The 17111-nt window shown below is 71.9% G+C and carries 14 protein-coding genes; 7 read left to right on the forward strand and 7 right to left on the reverse strand.

Annotation, left to right across the window (positions count from 1 at the left end):
- The first annotated feature begins 94 nt into the window (after window positions 1-94).
- On the forward strand, window positions 95-841 hold the full coding sequence (locus AC3EUV_RS25480; protein WP_435603980.1) for a hypothetical protein: 747 nt from the start codon (window positions 95-97) through the stop codon (window positions 839-841).
- 214 nt (window positions 842-1055) lie between these two features.
- The gene (locus AC3EUV_RS25485) at window positions 1056-2477 is read left to right on the forward strand and encodes a cation:dicarboxylate symporter family transporter (RefSeq protein ID WP_432143762.1); all 1422 of its coding nucleotides are present in this window, start codon (window positions 1056-1058) and stop codon (window positions 2475-2477) included.
- Window positions 2478-2562: 85 nt separating this feature from the next.
- On the opposite strand, the gene AC3EUV_RS25490 is transcribed toward AC3EUV_RS25485, so the two are convergent.
- Window positions 2563-3984: a Gfo/Idh/MocA family protein gene (locus AC3EUV_RS25490; RefSeq protein ID WP_432143763.1), complete on the reverse strand. Its 1422-nt coding sequence runs from the start codon at window positions 3982-3984 to the stop codon at window positions 2563-2565.
- A gap of 330 nt (window positions 3985-4314) precedes the next feature.
- Between AC3EUV_RS25490 and AC3EUV_RS25495 the strand changes: the two genes are divergently transcribed.
- Window positions 4315-5685 carry an alpha-amylase gene (locus tag AC3EUV_RS25495; RefSeq protein ID WP_432143764.1) on the forward strand — a complete coding sequence of 457 codons (1371 nt, stop codon included), beginning with the start codon at window positions 4315-4317 and terminating at the stop codon, window positions 5683-5685.
- 73 nt (window positions 5686-5758) lie between these two features.
- Here AC3EUV_RS25495 and AC3EUV_RS25500 read toward each other — a convergent pair whose 3' ends face one another.
- Together AC3EUV_RS25500 and AC3EUV_RS25505 are read right to left on the reverse strand one after the other, a co-directional pair.
- Window positions 5759-8689, reverse strand: a complete 2931-nt coding sequence (locus AC3EUV_RS25500) for an FAD-binding and (Fe-S)-binding domain-containing protein (RefSeq protein ID WP_435603981.1) — start codon at window positions 8687-8689, stop codon at window positions 5759-5761.
- Window positions 8690-8772: 83 nt separating this feature from the next.
- Window positions 8773-9231 (reverse strand): MarR family winged helix-turn-helix transcriptional regulator, encoded by a 459-nt coding sequence (locus tag AC3EUV_RS25505; protein WP_432143766.1) that lies wholly within the window; start codon window positions 9229-9231, stop codon window positions 8773-8775.
- A 125-nt stretch (window positions 9232-9356) separates the two neighbouring features.
- Here AC3EUV_RS25505 and AC3EUV_RS25510 point away from each other — a divergent pair, with 125 nt between their 5' ends.
- Entirely contained in the window at window positions 9357-11174 is a 1818-nt protein-coding gene (locus AC3EUV_RS25510; RefSeq protein ID WP_432143767.1) for an ABC transporter ATP-binding protein, read from the forward strand.
- Window positions 11175-11315: 141 nt separating this feature from the next.
- On the opposite strand, the gene AC3EUV_RS25515 is transcribed toward AC3EUV_RS25510, so the two are convergent.
- Window positions 11316-11753 carry an ArsR family transcriptional regulator gene (locus tag AC3EUV_RS25515; RefSeq protein ID WP_435603994.1) on the reverse strand — a complete coding sequence of 146 codons (438 nt, stop codon included), beginning with the start codon at window positions 11751-11753 and terminating at the stop codon, window positions 11316-11318.
- Between the two features lie 39 nt (window positions 11754-11792).
- On the opposite strand from AC3EUV_RS25515, the gene def reads away from it, so the two are divergent.
- A complete protein-coding gene (gene def / locus AC3EUV_RS25520; RefSeq protein WP_435603982.1) occupies window positions 11793-12317 on the forward strand; it encodes a peptide deformylase in 525 nt (174 codons plus the stop codon).
- 28 nt (window positions 12318-12345) lie between these two features.
- Here the strand turns inward: def and AC3EUV_RS25525 are convergent, their stop codons facing one another.
- A complete protein-coding gene (locus tag AC3EUV_RS25525; protein WP_432143770.1) occupies window positions 12346-13173 on the reverse strand; it encodes an SDR family NAD(P)-dependent oxidoreductase in 828 nt (275 codons plus the stop codon).
- A 112-nt stretch (window positions 13174-13285) separates the two neighbouring features.
- On the opposite strand from AC3EUV_RS25525, the gene AC3EUV_RS25530 reads away from it, so the two are divergent.
- A complete protein-coding gene (locus tag AC3EUV_RS25530) occupies window positions 13286-13987 on the forward strand; it encodes a bleomycin resistance protein (protein ID WP_435603983.1) in 702 nt (233 codons plus the stop codon).
- 165 nt (window positions 13988-14152) lie between these two features.
- Window positions 14153-14737 carry an NUDIX hydrolase gene (locus AC3EUV_RS25535; protein ID WP_435603984.1) on the forward strand — a complete coding sequence of 195 codons (585 nt, stop codon included), beginning with the start codon at window positions 14153-14155 and terminating at the stop codon, window positions 14735-14737.
- Here the strand turns inward: AC3EUV_RS25535 and AC3EUV_RS25540 are convergent.
- Together AC3EUV_RS25540 and AC3EUV_RS25545 are read right to left on the reverse strand one after the other, a co-directional pair.
- Window positions 14631-15461 carry a hypothetical protein gene (locus AC3EUV_RS25540; RefSeq protein ID WP_432143773.1) on the reverse strand — a complete coding sequence of 277 codons (831 nt, stop codon included), beginning with the start codon at window positions 15459-15461 and terminating at the stop codon, window positions 14631-14633. The two genes, AC3EUV_RS25535 and AC3EUV_RS25540, sit on opposite strands and share 107 nt — an antisense overlap.
- 63 nt (window positions 15462-15524) lie before the next feature.
- Window positions 15525-16976: a hypothetical protein gene (locus AC3EUV_RS25545; RefSeq protein ID WP_435603985.1), complete on the reverse strand. Its 1452-nt coding sequence runs from the start codon at window positions 16974-16976 to the stop codon at window positions 15525-15527.
- Window positions 16977-17111 lie beyond the last annotated feature (135 nt).

Raw genomic sequence — 17111 nt, forward strand, 5'->3', positions numbered from 1 at the left:
ACTGGGCGGATTTCAAACGGTTTTTCCGCTGTGGCCATGTGATTCGGACAATCGTGCGGTGATCAGTGGTCCGCGGGGTGCGAGCATGGGGGCCATGCGGACAGCGGGCAGGGCGATGCGGATGGCGGCGGTGGTCGCGGCGGGGCTGGTTCTTCTGGCGGGCTGCGGCGGCGGTGTGGGTGGCGGCGGCAAGGATGACGGTGCGGCGAAGGGGGAGCGCCCCGGCGGCCCGGCCCGCGGTGGGGCGTCCACCACACACCTCAAGCACATCCCCGAGGTCGGCACGGCCCTGCGGTCACGGATACCGGCCGCTTCCCGGCAGGTGGTGGCGGTCTACGGCGCGGGCGTGAACTCCGCCGACGCCACCGTCGTCCTCTACGACAAGGGCACCAACGGCTGGGACCGCAAGGGGAGTTGGGACGCGCACAACGGCCGGCGTGGCTGGACGGTGAATCATCACGAGGGGGACAAGCGCAGCCCCGTGGGCGTGTTCCCGCTGACCGATGGGGGCGGTGTGCTCCCGGACCCCGGCGCCAAGCTGCCCTACACCCACTCCTCGGCGTTCACCCCGCCGTCGTACTGGTCCAAGAACACCCGTCACGACTTCGACTATGTCGTCGCGATCAACTACAACCGCGTCAAGGGGACCTCCCCGCTGGACCCGGCCCGGCCGGAGGGGCAGTCCAAGGGCGGCGGAGTCTGGCTGCATCTGGACCACGGAAGCGGCACCTCTGCCTGCGTCAGCGTCCCGAAGGCCGGGATGCGGGCCTTGCTGCGCGCCCTCGATCCGGCGCGGCACCCCGTCGTCGTCATGGGGGACAAGGCGCACCTCGCGGCCTGAGCGGGCTGAGCGCGGCGGCGGCGCCGCGGACGAACGTGACGAGTGCGGTCATCGCCGCCCAAAGCCCTCCGGGGTGCGCGATCCGCGTTGGACCAAGCTCCAAGAATCCGGGGAAGTTGTCCCGCCCTCTTTCGTGGTGAACACCAAGCGGCCATAGTGACGGACCGTGGAAGTCCACTTCCGCATCCCAGAATCCGTCCATGGAGGAGTGCCCGTGCCGCACGCCACCGGAACTCTCGCCCGCCGCGCAGGCCGTCACTTGCGCACCAGCCTGTTCACCCAGGTCCTCATCGCCCTGGCGCTCGGCGTTGTCGTCGGACGCCTGTGGCCGGCGGCGGGTTCGTCGCTCCAGCCGCTCGGAGACGGCTTCGTCCGCCTGATCAAGGCGATGATCGCGCCCCTGGTCTTCTGTGTGGTCGTCGCCGGCATCACCAAGGCGGGCGACCTCAGGGCCTTTGGCCGGATCGGGGTCAAGGCCCTGATCTGGTTCGAGGTGGCGACCAGCATCGCGCTCGTCGTCGGCCTGCTGGCCGCCAATGTCTTCACCCCCGGCGCCGGAATGCATATCGACCCCGCGACCCTGGACAAGGGCGCCGTGGACGCCAAGACGGGCGGCGGACAGCTGCCCTCCGCGGCCCAGTTCGTCCTGGAGTCGCTGCCGCACAGCGCGGTCGGCGCGTTCGCCGAGAACTCGCTGCTCCAGGTCCTGGTGCTGGCCTGCCTGGTGGGCGCCGCGCTGCTGCACCTCGGGCAGAAGAAGGTGCCGCAGCTCCTGCCGCTGATTGAGCAGGCCCAGGACGTGGTGTTCACCGTCGTCGGTTTCATCATGAGGCTCGCCCCGCTCGCGGTCCTCGGTGCCACCGCCCACCTGGTGGGGGAGTACGGCCTGGGCGCGATGTCGACGTACGGCAAGCTGATCGCGGTTTGTTACGGCGTTGCGCTGGCCTTCCTGGTCCTGCTCGCGGGGGCCCTCAAGGCCGTCACCGGGCTGAGCCTGTGGAAGTTCGTCCGCTACACCCGTGAGGAGCTGCTGCTGGCGCTCGGCACCGGCTCCAGCGAGACCGTGATGCCGCGGATGATGCAGAAGCTGCGGGCCGCGGGTTGCCGGGACGACGCGGTGGGCCTGGTGCTGCCGACCGGCTACTCCTTCAACCTCGACGGCGCCTCGATCTACCTCTCCATCGGCACGCTCTTCATCGCGCAGGCCATCGGTGTCGACCTGACGCTCGGTCAGCAGATCACCGTGGTGCTGGTCCTGATGCTGACCAGCAAGGGCATGGCGGGCGTACCGGGTTCGGCGTTCCTCGCGCTGTCCGCGACGGCCTCCGCGCTGGGCGTCATCCCGGCCGCCGCGGTCGCCCTGCTGCTCGGGGTGGACCGGATCATGGACTCGATGCGGGTGGCGACCAATCTGCTCGGCAACTGTGTCGCGGTCTTCGCGGTGTCCCGTTGGGAGGGCGCGCTGGACCGGGTGACGGCGAAGAAGGTCCTGAACGGCGAACATCCAGCCGCCGCCCCGGCCGACGGACCGGCGGAGCAGGACCGGCTGCACCGGCGGGCCGAACCGGTGCCGGACCCGCCGAAGGAGGCCGTGGCCGAACCGGGCACCGCCTCCGCCCCGCCCCGCGACGCCTGAGGCACCGGGCCGGCCCCGCGACACCTGAGGCACCGGGCCCGGCCGGCGCGTCACCACCGCCCGCCGGGCCCCGGAGCGCTTCCTCCTACTCCTCCGGCTTCTGCGAATCCATCCCCGGCCGCGCCTTCTTCCACAGCCCGCGGGTGAAGTCGGGGATCTCCTGCGGCGCGCCCTTCGCCTTGATCGACAGATCGCTCAACGGCACCGGCGCGGTCCAGGTCGCCGCGTCATAGACGTCGAAGTCCGGTACCAGGCCCAGCCGCATGCACTGCATGAGCCGGAAGACCAGCATGTAGTCCATGCCGCCGTGCCCGCCGGGCGGGTTGGCGTGCTCCTTCCACAGCCAGTGGTCCCACTCCGCGTACTTGCTGAAGTCGCCCCACTCGTCGTTGCTCTGGTCCGGCTCGATATAGATCCGCTCCGGATAGTCCTCGAAGACGCCCTTGGTGCCGCCGAGGCTGTTGATCCGGCTGTACGGGTGCGGGGTGGAGACATCGTGCTCCAGCCGGATCACCCGCCCCTTGGCCGTCTGGACGAGGCTGATCGTCCGGTCGCTCTCGATGTACGACTCCTTCCAGCTGGGGTCGTTCGCCGGCATGTGCTCCTTGCGGTAGGCGGCGAGACCGAGGGCGGGGGTGCCGAAGCTGGAGATCCGTACGGCGCGGTCGCCGCGGTTGATGTCCATGTAGTTGGCGACCGGACCGAACCCGTGGTTGGGGTAGAGGTCGCCGCGCAGCCGGGTGTGCCACAGCCGGCGCCAGGGTCCCTCGTAGTACTTGGGGTCGAACATCAGGCCGCGCAGATCGTGGTTGTACGCGCCGGCGCCGTGCAGCAGATCGCCGAACAGGCCCGCATGGGCCATCCGCAGCACCCGCATCTCGTTCTTGCCGTAGCAGCAGTTCTCCAGCTGCATACAGTGTCTGCGGGTGCGCTCGGAGAGGTCGACCAGCTCCCACAGCTGGTCCAGCCGCAGCGCCAGGGGGCATTCCACGCCCACGTGTTTGCCGTTGAGCATCGCGGTCTTCGCCATGTCGAAGTGCCAGTCCCAGGGCGTGGCCGCGTAGACGAAGTCGATGTCGCCCCGCTTGCAGAGGTTCTCGAAGTCATGGTCGCCCTTGGTGTAGACGGCAGGCGCCGGCTGCCCCGCGTCGGTGACCTTCTTGGCGGCCTTGGCGGTCTTCTCCTTCACCGGGTCGCACAGGGCGACGACGCGGACGCCCGGCACCGCGAGGAACAGATCGATCATGCTGCCGCCCCGGTTGCCGAGGCCGATGATGCCGACGCGTACGGTGCCGCGCCGCTCGAAGGGCACTCCGATCATCGTCCTGCCGGTGGCGCGGGGGGCCGCGGCGGTGGCCGCCGCGCCGGGTGCGGCCGCCGCGGCCGGTCCGGCCGAGAGGCCGCCGAGCCCCAGTCCGGCGCCCGCCGCACCGGCGGTCCACAGGACCGAACGGCGGCTCGGACCGGGCTCGTTGGGGTTGTGGTTCTGCGATGGTGCCTCGTTCATCGGTCCTCCAGGAGCGGTGGGGTGCCGGGGCATACGTGAACCTCGGTCAGGACCCTGTCGGCCGTTGGCCTGAGGCACAAGAGGGCCGATTGGACTCTTGTTACGGCACACTTGGACTCTTTGCCGCAAGAGCGGATCCATCACGGCAAGGCCGGACGCACCGCCGTCAGCACCTTTCGCAAGGCACTGAAAAGCCTTGCAGAAAGCCTTGACGTGTCCACAAGGCAAACGGCAGGCTCCGGTACGGACATCCCCCCATGGCGGCCGGCGCGTGGCTGCTCTCGTGGGCGCGGTGCGCGCTGCCGCGCCCCATGACCAAGGAGCCGCAAGATGCAGCAACGTTCCCGTCTGGTGGGCGGGGCGCTGGCCGGTGTGCTGGCCGCGGCCGGCCTCGCCACCTTCGCGCCGTGGGCCTCCCAGGCCGCCCCGCCCGGCGAAAAGACCGTCACCGCCACGCTGTTCGAGTGGAAGTACGCGGACGTCGCCAGGGCCTGCACCGGCCAGCTCGGCCCGGCCGGCTACGGCTATGTCGAGGTCTCACCCGCCTCCGAGCACATCCAGGGCGACCAGTGGTGGACGTCCTACCAGCCCGTCAGCTACAAGATTGCCGGACGGCTGGGCGACCGGGCCGCGTTCGCCTCGATGGTCAGCGCCTGCCACGGCGCGGGCGTCAAGGTCATCGCCGACGCCGTCATCAACCACATGGCGGCCGGCGCAGGTACGGGCACCGGCGGCACCCGGTACACCAAGTACGACTACCCCGGCACCTACCAGGACCAGGACTTCCACGGCTGCCGCAAGAGCATCTCGGACTACGGCGACCGCAATGACGTCCAGACCTGCGAACTGGTGGGCCTCGCCGACCTCGACACCGGCCGTGACCAGGTCCGTACCACCATCGCCAAGTACCTCGACGACCTGCGGTCACTGGGCGTGGACGGCTTCCGGGTGGACGCCGCCAAGCACATCTCCGCCGCCGATCTCGCCGCCATCAAGGGCAAGATGCGCGACCCCGGTTACTGGGTGCAGGAGGTCATCCACGGCGCCGGTGAGGCGGTGCAGCCCGAGGAGTACACCGGCAACGGCGACGTCGATGAATTCCGTTACGGCAGCCATCTCAAGAGCGCCTTCCAGGGCGGCAACCTCGCCCAGCTCAAGTCCATCGCGGACGGCAAGCTCGGCAGCGACCGGGCCCGTACCTTCGTCGACAACTGGGACACCGAGCGCAACGGTTCGACGCTCACCTACAAGGACGGCGCGTCCTACACGCTCGCCAATGTCTTCATGCTCGCTTCGCCCTACGGGTCGCCGAATGTCTACTCCGGCTACGAGTGGTCCGACAAGGACGCCGGACCGCCCAGCGGCGGCGACGGCTGGACCCGTCAGCACGCCAAGCAGGCGATCACCGGGATGGTCGGCTTCCGCAACGCGGTGGGCTCGGCGGAGCTGACCGACTGGTGGGACAACGGCGGCAGCGCGATCGCCTTCGGCCGGGGCGGCAAGGGGTTCGTCGCCCTCAACAACGGTGACGGGGAGCTGAAGCAGACCTTCGCCACCTCGCTGCCCGCCGGCACCTACTGCAATGTCGTGGCCGCCGCGCCGTCCGCGTGCGACGGTCACACGGTCACCGTGGGCGACGACGGCAAGGCCCAGCTCACGGTCCCCGCCAAGGGAGCGGTGGCGCTGCACCGCGCGCGCTGACCCGCACTCCGCATCCGCCGGGCGGACCTGCCGCTCCCGGCGGATGCGGGCCGCCCGCCGCCCGGCAACGCGCTCAAGAGGGCCGGGTGGCCAGCTCCAGCGCCTGAAGGACCGAGTGATAGCCTCGCCCCGCCGTCGCATGGTCCATCCCGGCCTCGCACATCCGGTTCGCCGACAGATGCGCATCGAAGTGCCGGGCGGTCACCTCGGCCGCCTCCTTCGCGGTGGCCGACTCGGTCAGCTCCCGGTGCAGCATCCCGCGGTCCCCGGCGAACGCGCAGCAGCCCACCTCGTCCGGCACCACGACCTCCCGCGCACACGCCTCGGCCACCCGGCGCAGCTGTGGCGCGTCGCCCAAGTGCTCCATGGCGCAGGTCGGATGGAGCACCGCCGAGCCGACCGTGCGCACCGTCTCCAGACGGGGCAGCAGCTCCTCGGCGGCCCAGACGACCGAGTCGATGACGGTCAGCTCCTCGTGCAGCGCGCGATGACCGGGCGTCAGATACGGCACGACCTCATGGGCGAGGCCCAGCGTGCACGAGGAGGCGTCCACCACCAAGGGCAGCCGCCCGCCCGCGGTCCACCCCCAGGCCGCCTCGACGATGCGGTTGGCCATCACCTCGGTGCCGCGCCGGTACCCCTTGGAGTGCCAGATCGTGGCGCAGCAGGTGCCGGTCACGTCCGGCGGGATCCACACCGGCCGGCCCGCCCGCCGCGACACCGCCACCACCGCCTCGGGCAGCGACAGTCCGGGGAACCCGGCGGGCGGCCCGAAGATCCGGTTCACACAGGCCGGGTAGTAGACCGCGGCCGCGCCCACCCGCCGGGTCACGGGCCGCGTACGGGGCGCCGGGCCGGGCATCCGCGGCAGCCACTCGGGCACCAGGTCGGGGCGTACGGCCTTACGGGCGGCGCCGGTCACCGGCCGCAGCAGCCGGTCGCCGATCCGGTCGGCGGCGGCCACCGCCAGCCGCGCCGCCCGCTCGACGGCCGTGAACCGCCGGGCGGAGAGCGCGGCGATCCGCTCCTCGCGCGCCGTGTGCCGCAGGTGCCGGAAGTCCTTCATCAGCGCCCCGGTGTCGATCCCCACCGGGCAGGCGAGTTGGCAGACCGAGTCGCCGGCGCAGGTGTCCACCGCGGCATAGCCGTAGGCGTCCAGCAGCGCGGTGGCGACGGGGGAGCCGACCGGCTGGCGCAGCATCTCGCGGCGCAGCACGATCCGCTGGCGGGGTGTGGTGGTCAGGTCCCCGCTGGGGCAGGCCGGTTCGCAGAAGCCGCATTCGATGCACGGGTCGGCGCGGGCCTCGACCCGGGGGAGGGTCTTCAGCCCGCGCAGATGCGCCCGCGGGTCACGGTCGAGCAGGACGCGCGGCGCCAGGATGCCGTGCGGGTCCACGGTCTCCTTGATCCGCCACATCAACTCCGTTGCCCGCTGGCCCCATTCGAGCGCCAGGAACGGCGCGATGTTCCGGCCGGTGGCGTGCTCGGCCTTCAGGGAGCCGTCGAAGCGCTCGACGGTCAGCCGGCAGAACTCGTCCATGAACGCCTCGTAGCGCGCCACGTCGGCCGGCTTCGCTGCGTCGAAGGCGAGCAGGAAGTGCAGATTGCCGTGTGCGGCGTGGCCCGCCACGGCCGCGTCGAAGCCGTGCCGGGACTGGAGCTTCAGCAGGGCCGTACCGGCCTCGGCGAGCCGGGCCGGCGGCACCGCGAAGTCCTCGGTGATCAGCGTCGTCCCGGGCGGCCGGGAGCCGCCCACCGCCGTCACGAACGCCTTGCGGGCCTTCCAGTAGCCGCCGATCGCCGCCGCGTCCCGGGTGAAGGCATTGGTGACGGACGGGACCGGCGCGACCAGCTCCAGTTCCGTCAGCACCCGCGCCGCGGCCCGTTCGTACGCCTCCTGGCCCGCCTCGTCGGGCGCCCGGAACTCCACCAGTAGTGCGGTGGTCTCCTTGGGCAGCGCCGCCCAGTCGGCGGGCACCCCGGCCACCCGCACCGAGGCGCGCAGCGTGTTGCCGTCCATCAGCTCCACGGCCCGGGCGCCCGCCGCGTTGAACCGCGGTACGGCCGCGGCCGCGGCCCCCAGCGTCGGGAAGAACAGCAGCGCACTGGAGGTGTACCGGTCCAGCGGCAGGGTGTCGAAGACGGTCTCGGCCAGGAAACCGAGGGTGCCCTCGGAGCCGACGATCAGGCCGCGCAGGATCTCCACGGGTGTCGTGCCGTCGAGGAAGGCGTCCAGGCGGTAGCCGTTGGTGTTCTTGATCTCGTACTTGGCGCGGATCCTGGCCACCAGTTCCGGATCCGCCTCGATCTCCGCCTTCAGTGCCAGCAGGCCCGCGCACAGCGCCGGTTCGGCGTGCGCCAGCTCCGTATCGGCGTCCGGTTCCGCGGTGTCGACGATCGTGCCCGAGGGCAGCACGAGGGTGACCGAGGCCAGCGTCCGGTACGAGTTACGGGTGGTGCCGGCGGTCATCCCGGAGGCGTTGTTGGCGACCACGCCGCCCAGCGTGCAGGCGACGGCGCTGGCCGGATCGGGCCCGAGCAGCCGGCCGTACCGGGCCAGCGTGGTGTTGGCGCGCAGTACGGTGGTGCCCGGCCGGATGCGGGCGCGGGCCCCGCCGTCGAGCACCTCGATGCCGGTCCAGTGCCGGCGTACGTCGACGAGGATGTCCTCGCCCTGCGCCTGCCCGTTGAGCGAGGTTCCGGCGGCCCGGAAGACGACCTTGCGGCCCTTGCCGTGCGCGTAGGAGAAGACCGCGGAGATGTCGTCGAGGTCCTCGGCCACCACCACGACCTGCGGTACAAAGCGGTACGGGCTGGCGTCGGAGGCATAGCGGACCAGGTCGGAGAGGGAGTGGAGCACCTTGTCCGGGCCGAGCAGCGCGATCAGGTCACCGCGCAGCGGCTCGGGGGTGCCGGCCGCCCGCGGGCCGGCCACCCGGTCAGGGGCCGGGCCGCCGGGGGCGGTGGGCCGCAGGGTCTGGGGGTCCGGCTCCAGCAGGGGCATGGCGGCACTCCTCCGGTTGACTGGGTGTCAGGGCCGGCCCGATGGACGGGCGTGCACCACCGGCCCACCGGACCGGCCCTGGCTCAATGCGGGGCACCCGGCCCGTCGACCAGGGTGGACAGCAGTCCGCCGAGCACCTCGCGCTGCTCGGCGGTGAGGGGTGCCAGGATCTCCTCCGCCGCGGCCCGCCGCGCACTGCGCAACGCCCGCAGAGTGGAACGGCCGGTGTCGGTCAGCTCGATCCGGATCACCCGCCGGTTGGCCGGATCGGGTACCCGGCGCACCGCGCCACGGTCCTCCAGCGCGTCCACCAGCGTGGTCACCGCGCGCGGGACGACCTCCAGCCGCTCGGCGAGGTCGGCCATCCGTGGCGGGGTGTCGCCGTAGTGGCCGACGATCCGCAGCAGCCGGGACTGCGCGGGGGTGAAGGCGAGGTCCAGGTGCTCCAGATGGTGCTTCTGGGCGCGGTGCATCCGGCGGGTCAGCCGTACCAGCTGCTCGGCGAGGTTGGTGGTGCTGACCGTCGGCTCGGGGGAGGGCATACGGCGAGGATAGCGGACAGCAGGACCTAATTCATTGTGAGCTTAGGTAACAATGAGCTAAGCTCCACGATGCTTGTGCGCCCGTGCGCACCCAACCTGTCTTCCGCACCCCCTCGAAGGAGCCCATGCGCAGCGACGAACCCCAGTGGACCCCACCGCCCAAGGACCCGGAGAAGCCGGTCCAGCTGCGGCGGATCCTCGCGCTCTTCCGCCCCTACCGCGCCCGGCTCGCCCTCGTCGGCCTGCTCGTCGGCGCCTCCTCGCTGGTCTCGGTCGCCTCCCCCTTCCTCCTCCGCGAGATCCTGGACGTGGCGATCCCCGGCCGGCGCACCGGACTGCTCACCCTGCTCGCCCTCGGCATGATCGTCACCGCCGTCACCACCAGCGTGTTCGGTGTGCTCCAGACCCTGCTGTCCACCACCGTCGGCCAGCGGGTGATGCACGATCTGCGCACCGCGGTCTACGCCAAGCTCCAGCGGATGCCGCTGGCGTTCTTCACCCGCACCCGGACCGGCGAGGTCCAGTCCCGGATCGCCAACGACATCGGCGGGATGCAGGCGACGGTCACCTCCACCGCCACCTCCCTGGTCTCCAACCTGACCTCCGTCCTCGCCACCGTCTGCGCCATGCTCGCCCTCGACTGGCGGCTGACCGTGGTCTCGCTGCTGCTGCTTCCGCTCTTCGTCTGCATCAGCCGCCGGGTCGGCAACGAACGCAAGAAGATCACCACCCAGCGGCAGAAGCAGATGGCCGCCATGTCGGCGATGGTCACCGAGTCCCTTTCGGTCAGCGGCATCCTGCTCGGCCGCACGATGGGCCGCGCCGACTCCCTCACCCGGACCTTCGCCGGTGAATCCGAGCGACTGGTCGACCTGGAGGTCCGCGCCAACATGGCCGGCCGCTGGCGGATGGCCACCATCGGGATCGTCATGGCCGCCATGCCCGCGCTGATCTACTGGGCGGCCGGTCTGGTCCTCCAGTTCGGCGGCCCGGTCTTCTCCCTCGGCACCCTGGTCGCCTTCGTCTCGCTCCAGCAGGGCCTGCTGCGTCCCACCGTCTCGCTGCTGTCCACCGGCGTACAAATACAGACCTCACTCGCGCTCTTCCAGCGCATCTTCGAGTACCTCGATCTGCCGGTCGCCATCACCGAGCCCGCCGAGCCGGTCCGTATCGCGGCCCCTCGGGGCGAAGTCCGCTTCGAGAACGTGACGTTCCGCTACGACCCCGAGGCCGCCGCCACCCTCGACGGCATCGAACTGACCGTCCCCGCCGGAGGCAGCCTCGCCATCGTCGGCCCGACCGGCAGCGGCAAGAGCACCCTGAGCTATCTCGTGCCACGGCTCTACGACGTGACCGGGGGCCGGGTCACCCTCGACGGCGCGGACGTCCGCGACCTCGACTTCGACACCCTCGCGCGCTCGGTCGGCGTGGTCTCCCAGGAGACCTACCTCTTCCACGCCTCGGTCGCCGACAACCTCCGCTTCGCCAAGCCGGACGCCACCGACGAGGAGATCGAACGCGCCGCCCGGGCCGCCCAGATCCACGACCACATCGCCGCCCTCCCCGACGGCTATGACACCCTCGTCGGCGAGCGCGGCTACCGCTTCTCCGGCGGCGAGAAACAGCGCCTCGCGATCGCCCGCACCATCCTGCGCGACCCGCCGGTCCTCGTCCTGGACGAGGCGACCAGCGCCCTGGACACCCGCACCGAACACGCCGTGCAGCAGGCCATCGACGAGCTGTCCGCGGGCCGCACCACCCTCACCATCGCGCACCGCCTGTCCACGGTCCGCGACGCCGACCAGATCGTGGTGCTGGACGCCGGCCGGATCGCCGAGCGCGGCACCCATGACGAGCTGCTCGCCGCCGACGGGCGCTATGCGGCGCTGGTACGGCGTGACGCATACCTCACCCCGGTCGTCGATCAGGTGATGACCCCGTAAGTGACCCACGGGTAAGGTCGGAGGCGCGGCGGCCAGTTCATTGGTCGGGGTGGCCGCCGCACTCCTTCCTCGGCTGCCCGCCGCCCCGGCTCGTGCCGGTGGCGGCGTCCCGCTGCGGGGCACCGGGACGGCCGGCCCTCCTCAGTCCCGGTCCGCGCCGTCTCCCGTGTGGGGGAGCAGCGGGAAGAGCCGCGTAATGAGGGCCACCGGCAGAGCGCCGTCGGGCCGGGCCAGCGGGCGCTGTTCGCGGTCCTGGTAGGGCGCGAGCGCCCGCCGGATCACATCCGCGACCCGGCTCATCTCCTCGGGTGTCAGGTAGGCGACGCCGCTGAAGGCTTCGTCATGGCGCCATGCGGACGGCGCCTCCTCCCGCTGGGTCAGCCATCGCTGCCAGCTCTCGTCCTCCAGCCCCCGGGCCAAGTCGCCGAACTGCTCCGCCATGGGACTGTCGGCAGCGGGGGTGCGCTGTCGCAGACGCCAGGGGCGTGCGCGGCCCCCACGGTGCGGGGCCTCTTCGAGATATCCGTGCCGTGCGAGCTGCCGCAGGTGAAAAGAGCAGAGACCGGAGCTGTAGCCCAGCCGGGCGGCGGCTTCGGTCGCCGTGACGGTGCCGAGGAGGTGCTGAGCCGCCGGTGCCGGGAGGTGACCGCGTTCGGAACTCCGGAGCTGTCGGCGTTGATCGACGACATGTTCCGGACCATGTATGTGGCCGACGGCGCGGGCCTGGCGGCCAACCAAGTCGGCGTCGATCTGCGGCTGTTCGTGTATGACTGCCCGGACGACGACGGGATCCGTCATGTCGGCCACCTCGTCAACCCAGTGCTGGAGCTGCCCGATCCAGGCAGTCGCCGGCTCCTTGACGACTTCGAGGGCTGTCTGTCCGTGCCCGGTGCCACCATGGCGGTTCCCCGCACCGACCGCGCTGTCGTCCGCGGCTTCGACGAGGACGGCAGCCCTCTCGTCATCGAGGGGACGGGCTACTTCGCCCGGTGCCTCCAGCACGAAACGGACCACCTCAACGGCCAGACCTACCTTGACCGGCTCTCCAAGCGGGACCGCAAGGACGCCTTGCGGCAGATGGAGGACCGCCGCGCGGACGTCTTCGCCCGCCGCGCGCTCAAGGCCGCCGAATTGGGCCGGTGAGCCGTGGCGATTCCCGGCACCTCGACGGCTATCCGGCAGCCGGCCGGTCAATGAGGGTGTGTGTCAGCCGCATCAGGCGCTCCCTGGCGTCGATGTCGTAGGACTGCGCGTGTGCCCGGGTGTCGGTGAACTGGTCGAAGTAGCGGCCCGTGGTGGTGGCCAGTTCCGGATCGAGCAGCAGCCGGACGGTCGGGCGCACCCCCTCCTCGATGCCGGTGACCGGAGTCAGCCCGTACGCGCGCACTCCGTCGGTGTCCATCAGGTGGGCCGGATGCAGCGTGTTGACCGTGACGCCGGTGCCCGCCAGCTCGGCGGCCAGGTGGAAGGTCGCCATGATCAGCGCGAGCTTGCTCCGGCAGTAGGCGCGCAGCCCCTCGTAGTCCCGCTCCAGCATGAGGTTGTCGAAGTCGATGGCCTCCTGCCCGATCGAGGCCACGTTGACCACGCGGGCCGGCGCCGAGGCGGTCAGCAGCGGCAGCAGTGCACGGGTGAGGGCGTACGGGGCGAGGTGGTTCACGGCGAACCGCAGCTCATGGCCCTGCCGGCTCACCTCGCGCCGGAGCGGCTCGGTGCCGCCGCCCGCGACGGCGTTGTTGATCACGCCGTCGAGCCGGGGTTCCGCCGCCCGGATCCGGTCGGCCATCGCATACACCTGGTCGAGGTCGGCCAGATCCGCGAGGTAGGTACGGACGGTGGCGTCAGGGGCGGCGGCGCGCACCTCGGCCGCCACCTTCCCGAGTCGGGCGGGGTCGCGGCCGTGCAGCAGGAGGGTGCCCCCGTGGGCGGCGAGATCGAGGGCCAGGCCGCGGCCCATGCCCTGGGTGGCGCCTGTGATCAAGGTGGTACGTCGCGTCATGGCAACCAGCCTGCGGGCAGGGCGCGATGACCGGCAGTGTGTGCTGAACCTGGTGTCGCCACCACCAGCAAAAGTCGCCCCCTGCTATTCAACTTTGACTAGACTCCGGGTCGTGACCGAGAAGACCATTCCGATGCTGCCGTGCCGGACCCTTCAGCCCGTTCTCGACTTCTACACCGTCCTCGGGTTCGAGGTGACCTTCCAGCAGAAGAGCCCCAATCCGTACGCGGTCGTGGCGCGCGGCGGCATCCAGCTGCACTTCTTCGGGATGAAGCGGTACGACCCCGCGGAGTCCTACAGCACCTGCTACATCCGTACCGATGACGTCGATGGGCTGTACGAGGACTTCCGGACCGGGCTCAAGGCGGCGTACGGAAGAGTCCCGGCCCGCGGGCTGCCGCGCATGGGGCCGCTGAAGGACACCTCGCACGGCGTACGGCAGTTCCTCGTGAGCGATCCGGGCGGCAACTGCCTGCGCATCGGGCAGCAGACCAGCCAGGACCACCGGCACCGGCCCGCGCCCGAGGAGACCTTTTCCCGGGCTCTGCATCAGGCGTCCCTCTTCGCGGACTCGAGGGACGACCCGGCGGGGGCCGCGAAGATCATCGACCGGGTGCTGCGGATGGCGGACGAGCGGCCCACGCCCGTGCAGCTGCTCCGCCTCCTCGTGCTCCGTGCGGAGGTCGCCGGGCGCCTCGGTGGCGACGCGACCGCGACGTCCCTCCTCGCCGAGGCCGCCGCGGTCCACCTCACCGCACAGGAGCGGGAGTTGGCACGCGAGGACCTCGAACGTCTGGAGGAGTTGCGGGGGTAGGGGCTGGTGCCGCCGCTCGGCTGGTCCGCCGCTCTGCCACTCTGCCGCTCCGCCGGGAGCCCGGATGTCAGGTGCTCCGGAACCGGTCCGTCGGTGATTCATCGCCGGTACGGTGGACGTCCGCCACGGGCCTGAGGCCCGTCTCTTCGGATTGCGAGAAGTCCGATGAACCAGATTGCAGCCGACACTTATCTGGCCGCGGCGGTGGTGGTGCACCACGCCCGTGTGCTGATCGTGCGCCGTAGTTACCGCGAGCGATTTCTGCCCGGCGCCTGGGGGGTGCCGTGCGGGAAGCTCGATCGTGGGGAGTCCGCCGAGAGCGGTGCCCTACGGGAGTTGAAGGAAGAGACCGGGCTGCTCGGCACCATCGTCGCGCACACCGGCTCGACCAGCTTCCTGAGCGACTACCAGGGCCGCCGCGTCCACAACCATCAGGAGAACTTCGTCGTCCGCCCGCTGACGCTGGACGTCGTCCTGCCCAGCCCGGACCAGGCCCACCGCTGGGTCCGGCCCGCCGAGCTGGCCGGGGCCGGGGTGGACGCCTACAACCTCACGGTGATCCGGCAGGCGCTCGGCGGCCGGCTGGACGCCGCCGGGCTCCGCACCATGACGGCCCGCTTCGGGCACCCTGGCCCGCCCCCTTTCAATAGCCCAAAGATGCTGCCAGAGCGTCGAGTTCAGCAAGGTAGACGGCCGGCGGCAGTGGAGTCTTGGGCGGCGGATCCGCGCGTTCGGCGCCGCCGGGGCTGATCTCGTCGCCGGCCCTGACCTCGCCGGTCCGGCCGGTGCTGCCGGACCGGCCCGTGCCGCCGCTCCGGCGCGGGGCATCGCCGCAGGTCATGACGGAGCCGCTGCCCCCGCCGCGGCCGCGGCTCCTGACATAGACATCGGTCACCGACCGCTGGGGTGCGGTCTCCAGGAACAGCGTCACCGTCGGCTCCTCGCTCACCACCCGGTGCAGCGTACGGGCGGCCAGGCCATAGCTCCGCCCGGCGCCGTACTGCTCGGTGTACAGCAGCCGCAGCCGTGCGTCGCCGACCCGCCGCAGGCGCCAGGCCCCGCCGGGGCCGTCGATGGTCTCCCGGTAGGCGACCGCGGGCACACCGTTCGCGGCCGGCTCGTAGCACTCCATCCGCACCCGGCCGCGGACCACCGCCGAGGCGATCGCACAGCGGTGATTGTGGATGTCCTCGGAGACGGCGCCGGCCGCGCCGTGCCAGAAATGGACCCGGAGCATGAAGAGGGGTGCTCCGGGCAGCAGCAACAGCTTGTCGAAGCCCAGCACATGGCGGTACGACAGCCGGACGCACTCCGCGAGCTCCAGATCGCCGACGGATAATCGGCGCGCCAGCGGACCGAGCGTGCCGGGGTGCGCCAGCTGGGCGGTCACCTGCCGCGCCGACTCGGCCGACGGCGGCTCCGGCCCCGCGCCCAGCCCTTCCACCAGCAGCCGCCGGGCCTCCTCGATCTGCATCTCCGTCTCCCCTTCACCGACCCCCTGGACCGCACCGATCCCTTGGCCCGCGCCGGGCCCGCCTCACGGCCGGTAGACCATCAAGGCGTAGCGCCGCAGCACCGACAGGCCCTGATACGCCATCCACACCGGGTGGCCCATGGGCCCGTCGTCCCACCGCCACACCCCGCCCCGCTGCATACCGTGCACCCGCGCCACGGCAGCGGTCAGCTGTGCCTCCCACACCGGCAGCCCCACCTCCTCGGCCGCCACCTGCCGGGCGCCGTCCGTCATCAGCGCACGGGCCACCCACGCGGCCGCGAAGTGCCGTACGGACAGCAGCTCCTGATGCAGCGGATCCTCCTGGACCGGTCGCCGTACCTCCTCCTGGCAGTTCAGCAGATCGGACGCGCCGCCCCCTGACGCCGCCGGGCCGGCCAGCAGCCAGCGCAACCCCTCCTCGCGCACGGCCCGCTGCCGCTCGTCCTCGCCGAGGACCCGGGCGGCCCGGTCCAGCGCCACCACCGCCCGCGCGGTGTGCACCGCGGACGGCGCCGGATTGCCGTGGCCGGTGGCCAGCGCCGCGCCCCAGCAGCGGTGATGGCCGCGCGCCGGATCGGCCGTGGCGCCATTGACCAGCACCTCCCGCAGTCCGTCCAGCGCGCTGGCCCCGGGCGCCGCCCGCAGCAGCCCGCGCAGCACATTGGTGACCACGTAGGTGTTCGCCAGCCCCGACGCATCGTGGTCCGGGTCCCACAGCACCTCGCAGGAGCGTATTTCGGCCTCCAGCAGCCGTGGATCGGCACCGGCCCGCGCCAGCGCACCCAGCACGATCGCGGACACCTCGGGGCGCGCCCCGCTGCCCTGGGAACGCGCGGCCCACCCGCCACCGGGCAGCCGCAGCCGCCACAGCGTCTCGGCCACCTCACCGGCCCGTATTCGGCCGTCGCACGGCGCGATGTCGAGCAGCAGATGGAGCCCGTACGCCGTGCCGAACGCCGTGGGATGCACCGGTGGTTCGCTCTCCGCGAGGGAGTGCGGCCAGCCGGTGAGCGGTCCGCGGCCGGGCACCTCGATCACCGTGAGGCCGCGCCGCAGCGCCTGGTACGTGCCGTCCGCCAGCTCGGGCAGCGACCCGGCGGGCGCCGGCACGGGGGCGGGCGGCGGTGCGGCGGAGGCGGCCGCGGCGCGGGCCCGCAGCAGGGCCGCCGCCAGCCACACCACGGCGCCGACACCGGCCCCGGCGGTCGCCGCCACGCAGTAGCGCGCCGCCTCACCCGCGAGATTCTGCGGCAGGATCCCCAACAGCGCCTGGAACACGGCGAATGCGGCGGCCGGCGCACCCAGCCGCCCCAGCCACGGCAGCAGCCGGGACGGCGCCAGGGCCCGCGGGGCGGCGGCGGACGGCGGGCCGGGATCCGGCGCCGGCGAGCGGTCGGCCGCACCGGAACGCCGTGGTGGTAAGTCCTGCCGCAGCACCATCTGCTGCTCCCTCCCCCCGGGCGCGCGCCCCCGCACCGCCTGTGCGAAGGGCATCCCGATCAGTGTAGGAATCCCCACTGACAGCGGGGTCGCACACCTGTCGCAGCCCATCCCGGCCGGTACGCCCGGCCCGTACGCCCGGCCGGCGCACCCGGCCAGGACTTCGGCCCCGGGCGCGAGGCCGCGGGG

The sequence above is a fragment of the Streptomyces sp. bgisy130 genome (assembly GCF_057708345.1).

Bases quoted from the DNA above. Each gene is read 5' to 3' on its own strand.
- AC3EUV_RS25480 (WP_435603980.1), top strand. From the start codon at position 95: ATGCGGACAGCGGGCAGGGCGATGCGGATGGCGGCGGTGGTCGCGGCG.
- AC3EUV_RS25490 (WP_432143763.1), bottom strand. From the start codon at position 3,984: ATGAACGAGGCACCATCGCAGAACCACAACCCCAACGAGCCCGGTCCG.
- AC3EUV_RS25495 (WP_432143764.1), top strand. From the start codon at position 4,315: ATGCAGCAACGTTCCCGTCTGGTGGGCGGGGCGCTGGCCGGTGTGCTG.
- AC3EUV_RS25500 (WP_435603981.1), bottom strand. From the start codon at position 8,689: ATGCCCCTGCTGGAGCCGGACCCCCAGACCCTGCGGCCCACCGCCCCC.
- AC3EUV_RS25505 (WP_432143766.1), bottom strand. From the start codon at position 9,231: ATGCCCTCCCCCGAGCCGACGGTCAGCACCACCAACCTCGCCGAGCAG.
- AC3EUV_RS25510 (WP_432143767.1), top strand. From the start codon at position 9,357: ATGCGCAGCGACGAACCCCAGTGGACCCCACCGCCCAAGGACCCGGAG.
- AC3EUV_RS25525 (WP_432143770.1), bottom strand. From the start codon at position 13,173: ATGACGCGACGTACCACCTTGATCACAGGCGCCACCCAGGGCATGGGC.
- AC3EUV_RS25535 (WP_435603984.1), top strand. From the start codon at position 14,153: ATGAACCAGATTGCAGCCGACACTTATCTGGCCGCGGCGGTGGTGGTG.
- AC3EUV_RS25540 (WP_432143773.1), bottom strand. From the start codon at position 15,461: ATGCAGATCGAGGAGGCCCGGCGGCTGCTGGTGGAAGGGCTGGGCGCG.
- AC3EUV_RS25545 (WP_435603985.1), bottom strand. From the start codon at position 16,976: ATGCCCTTCGCACAGGCGGTGCGGGGGCGCGCGCCCGGGGGGAGGGAG.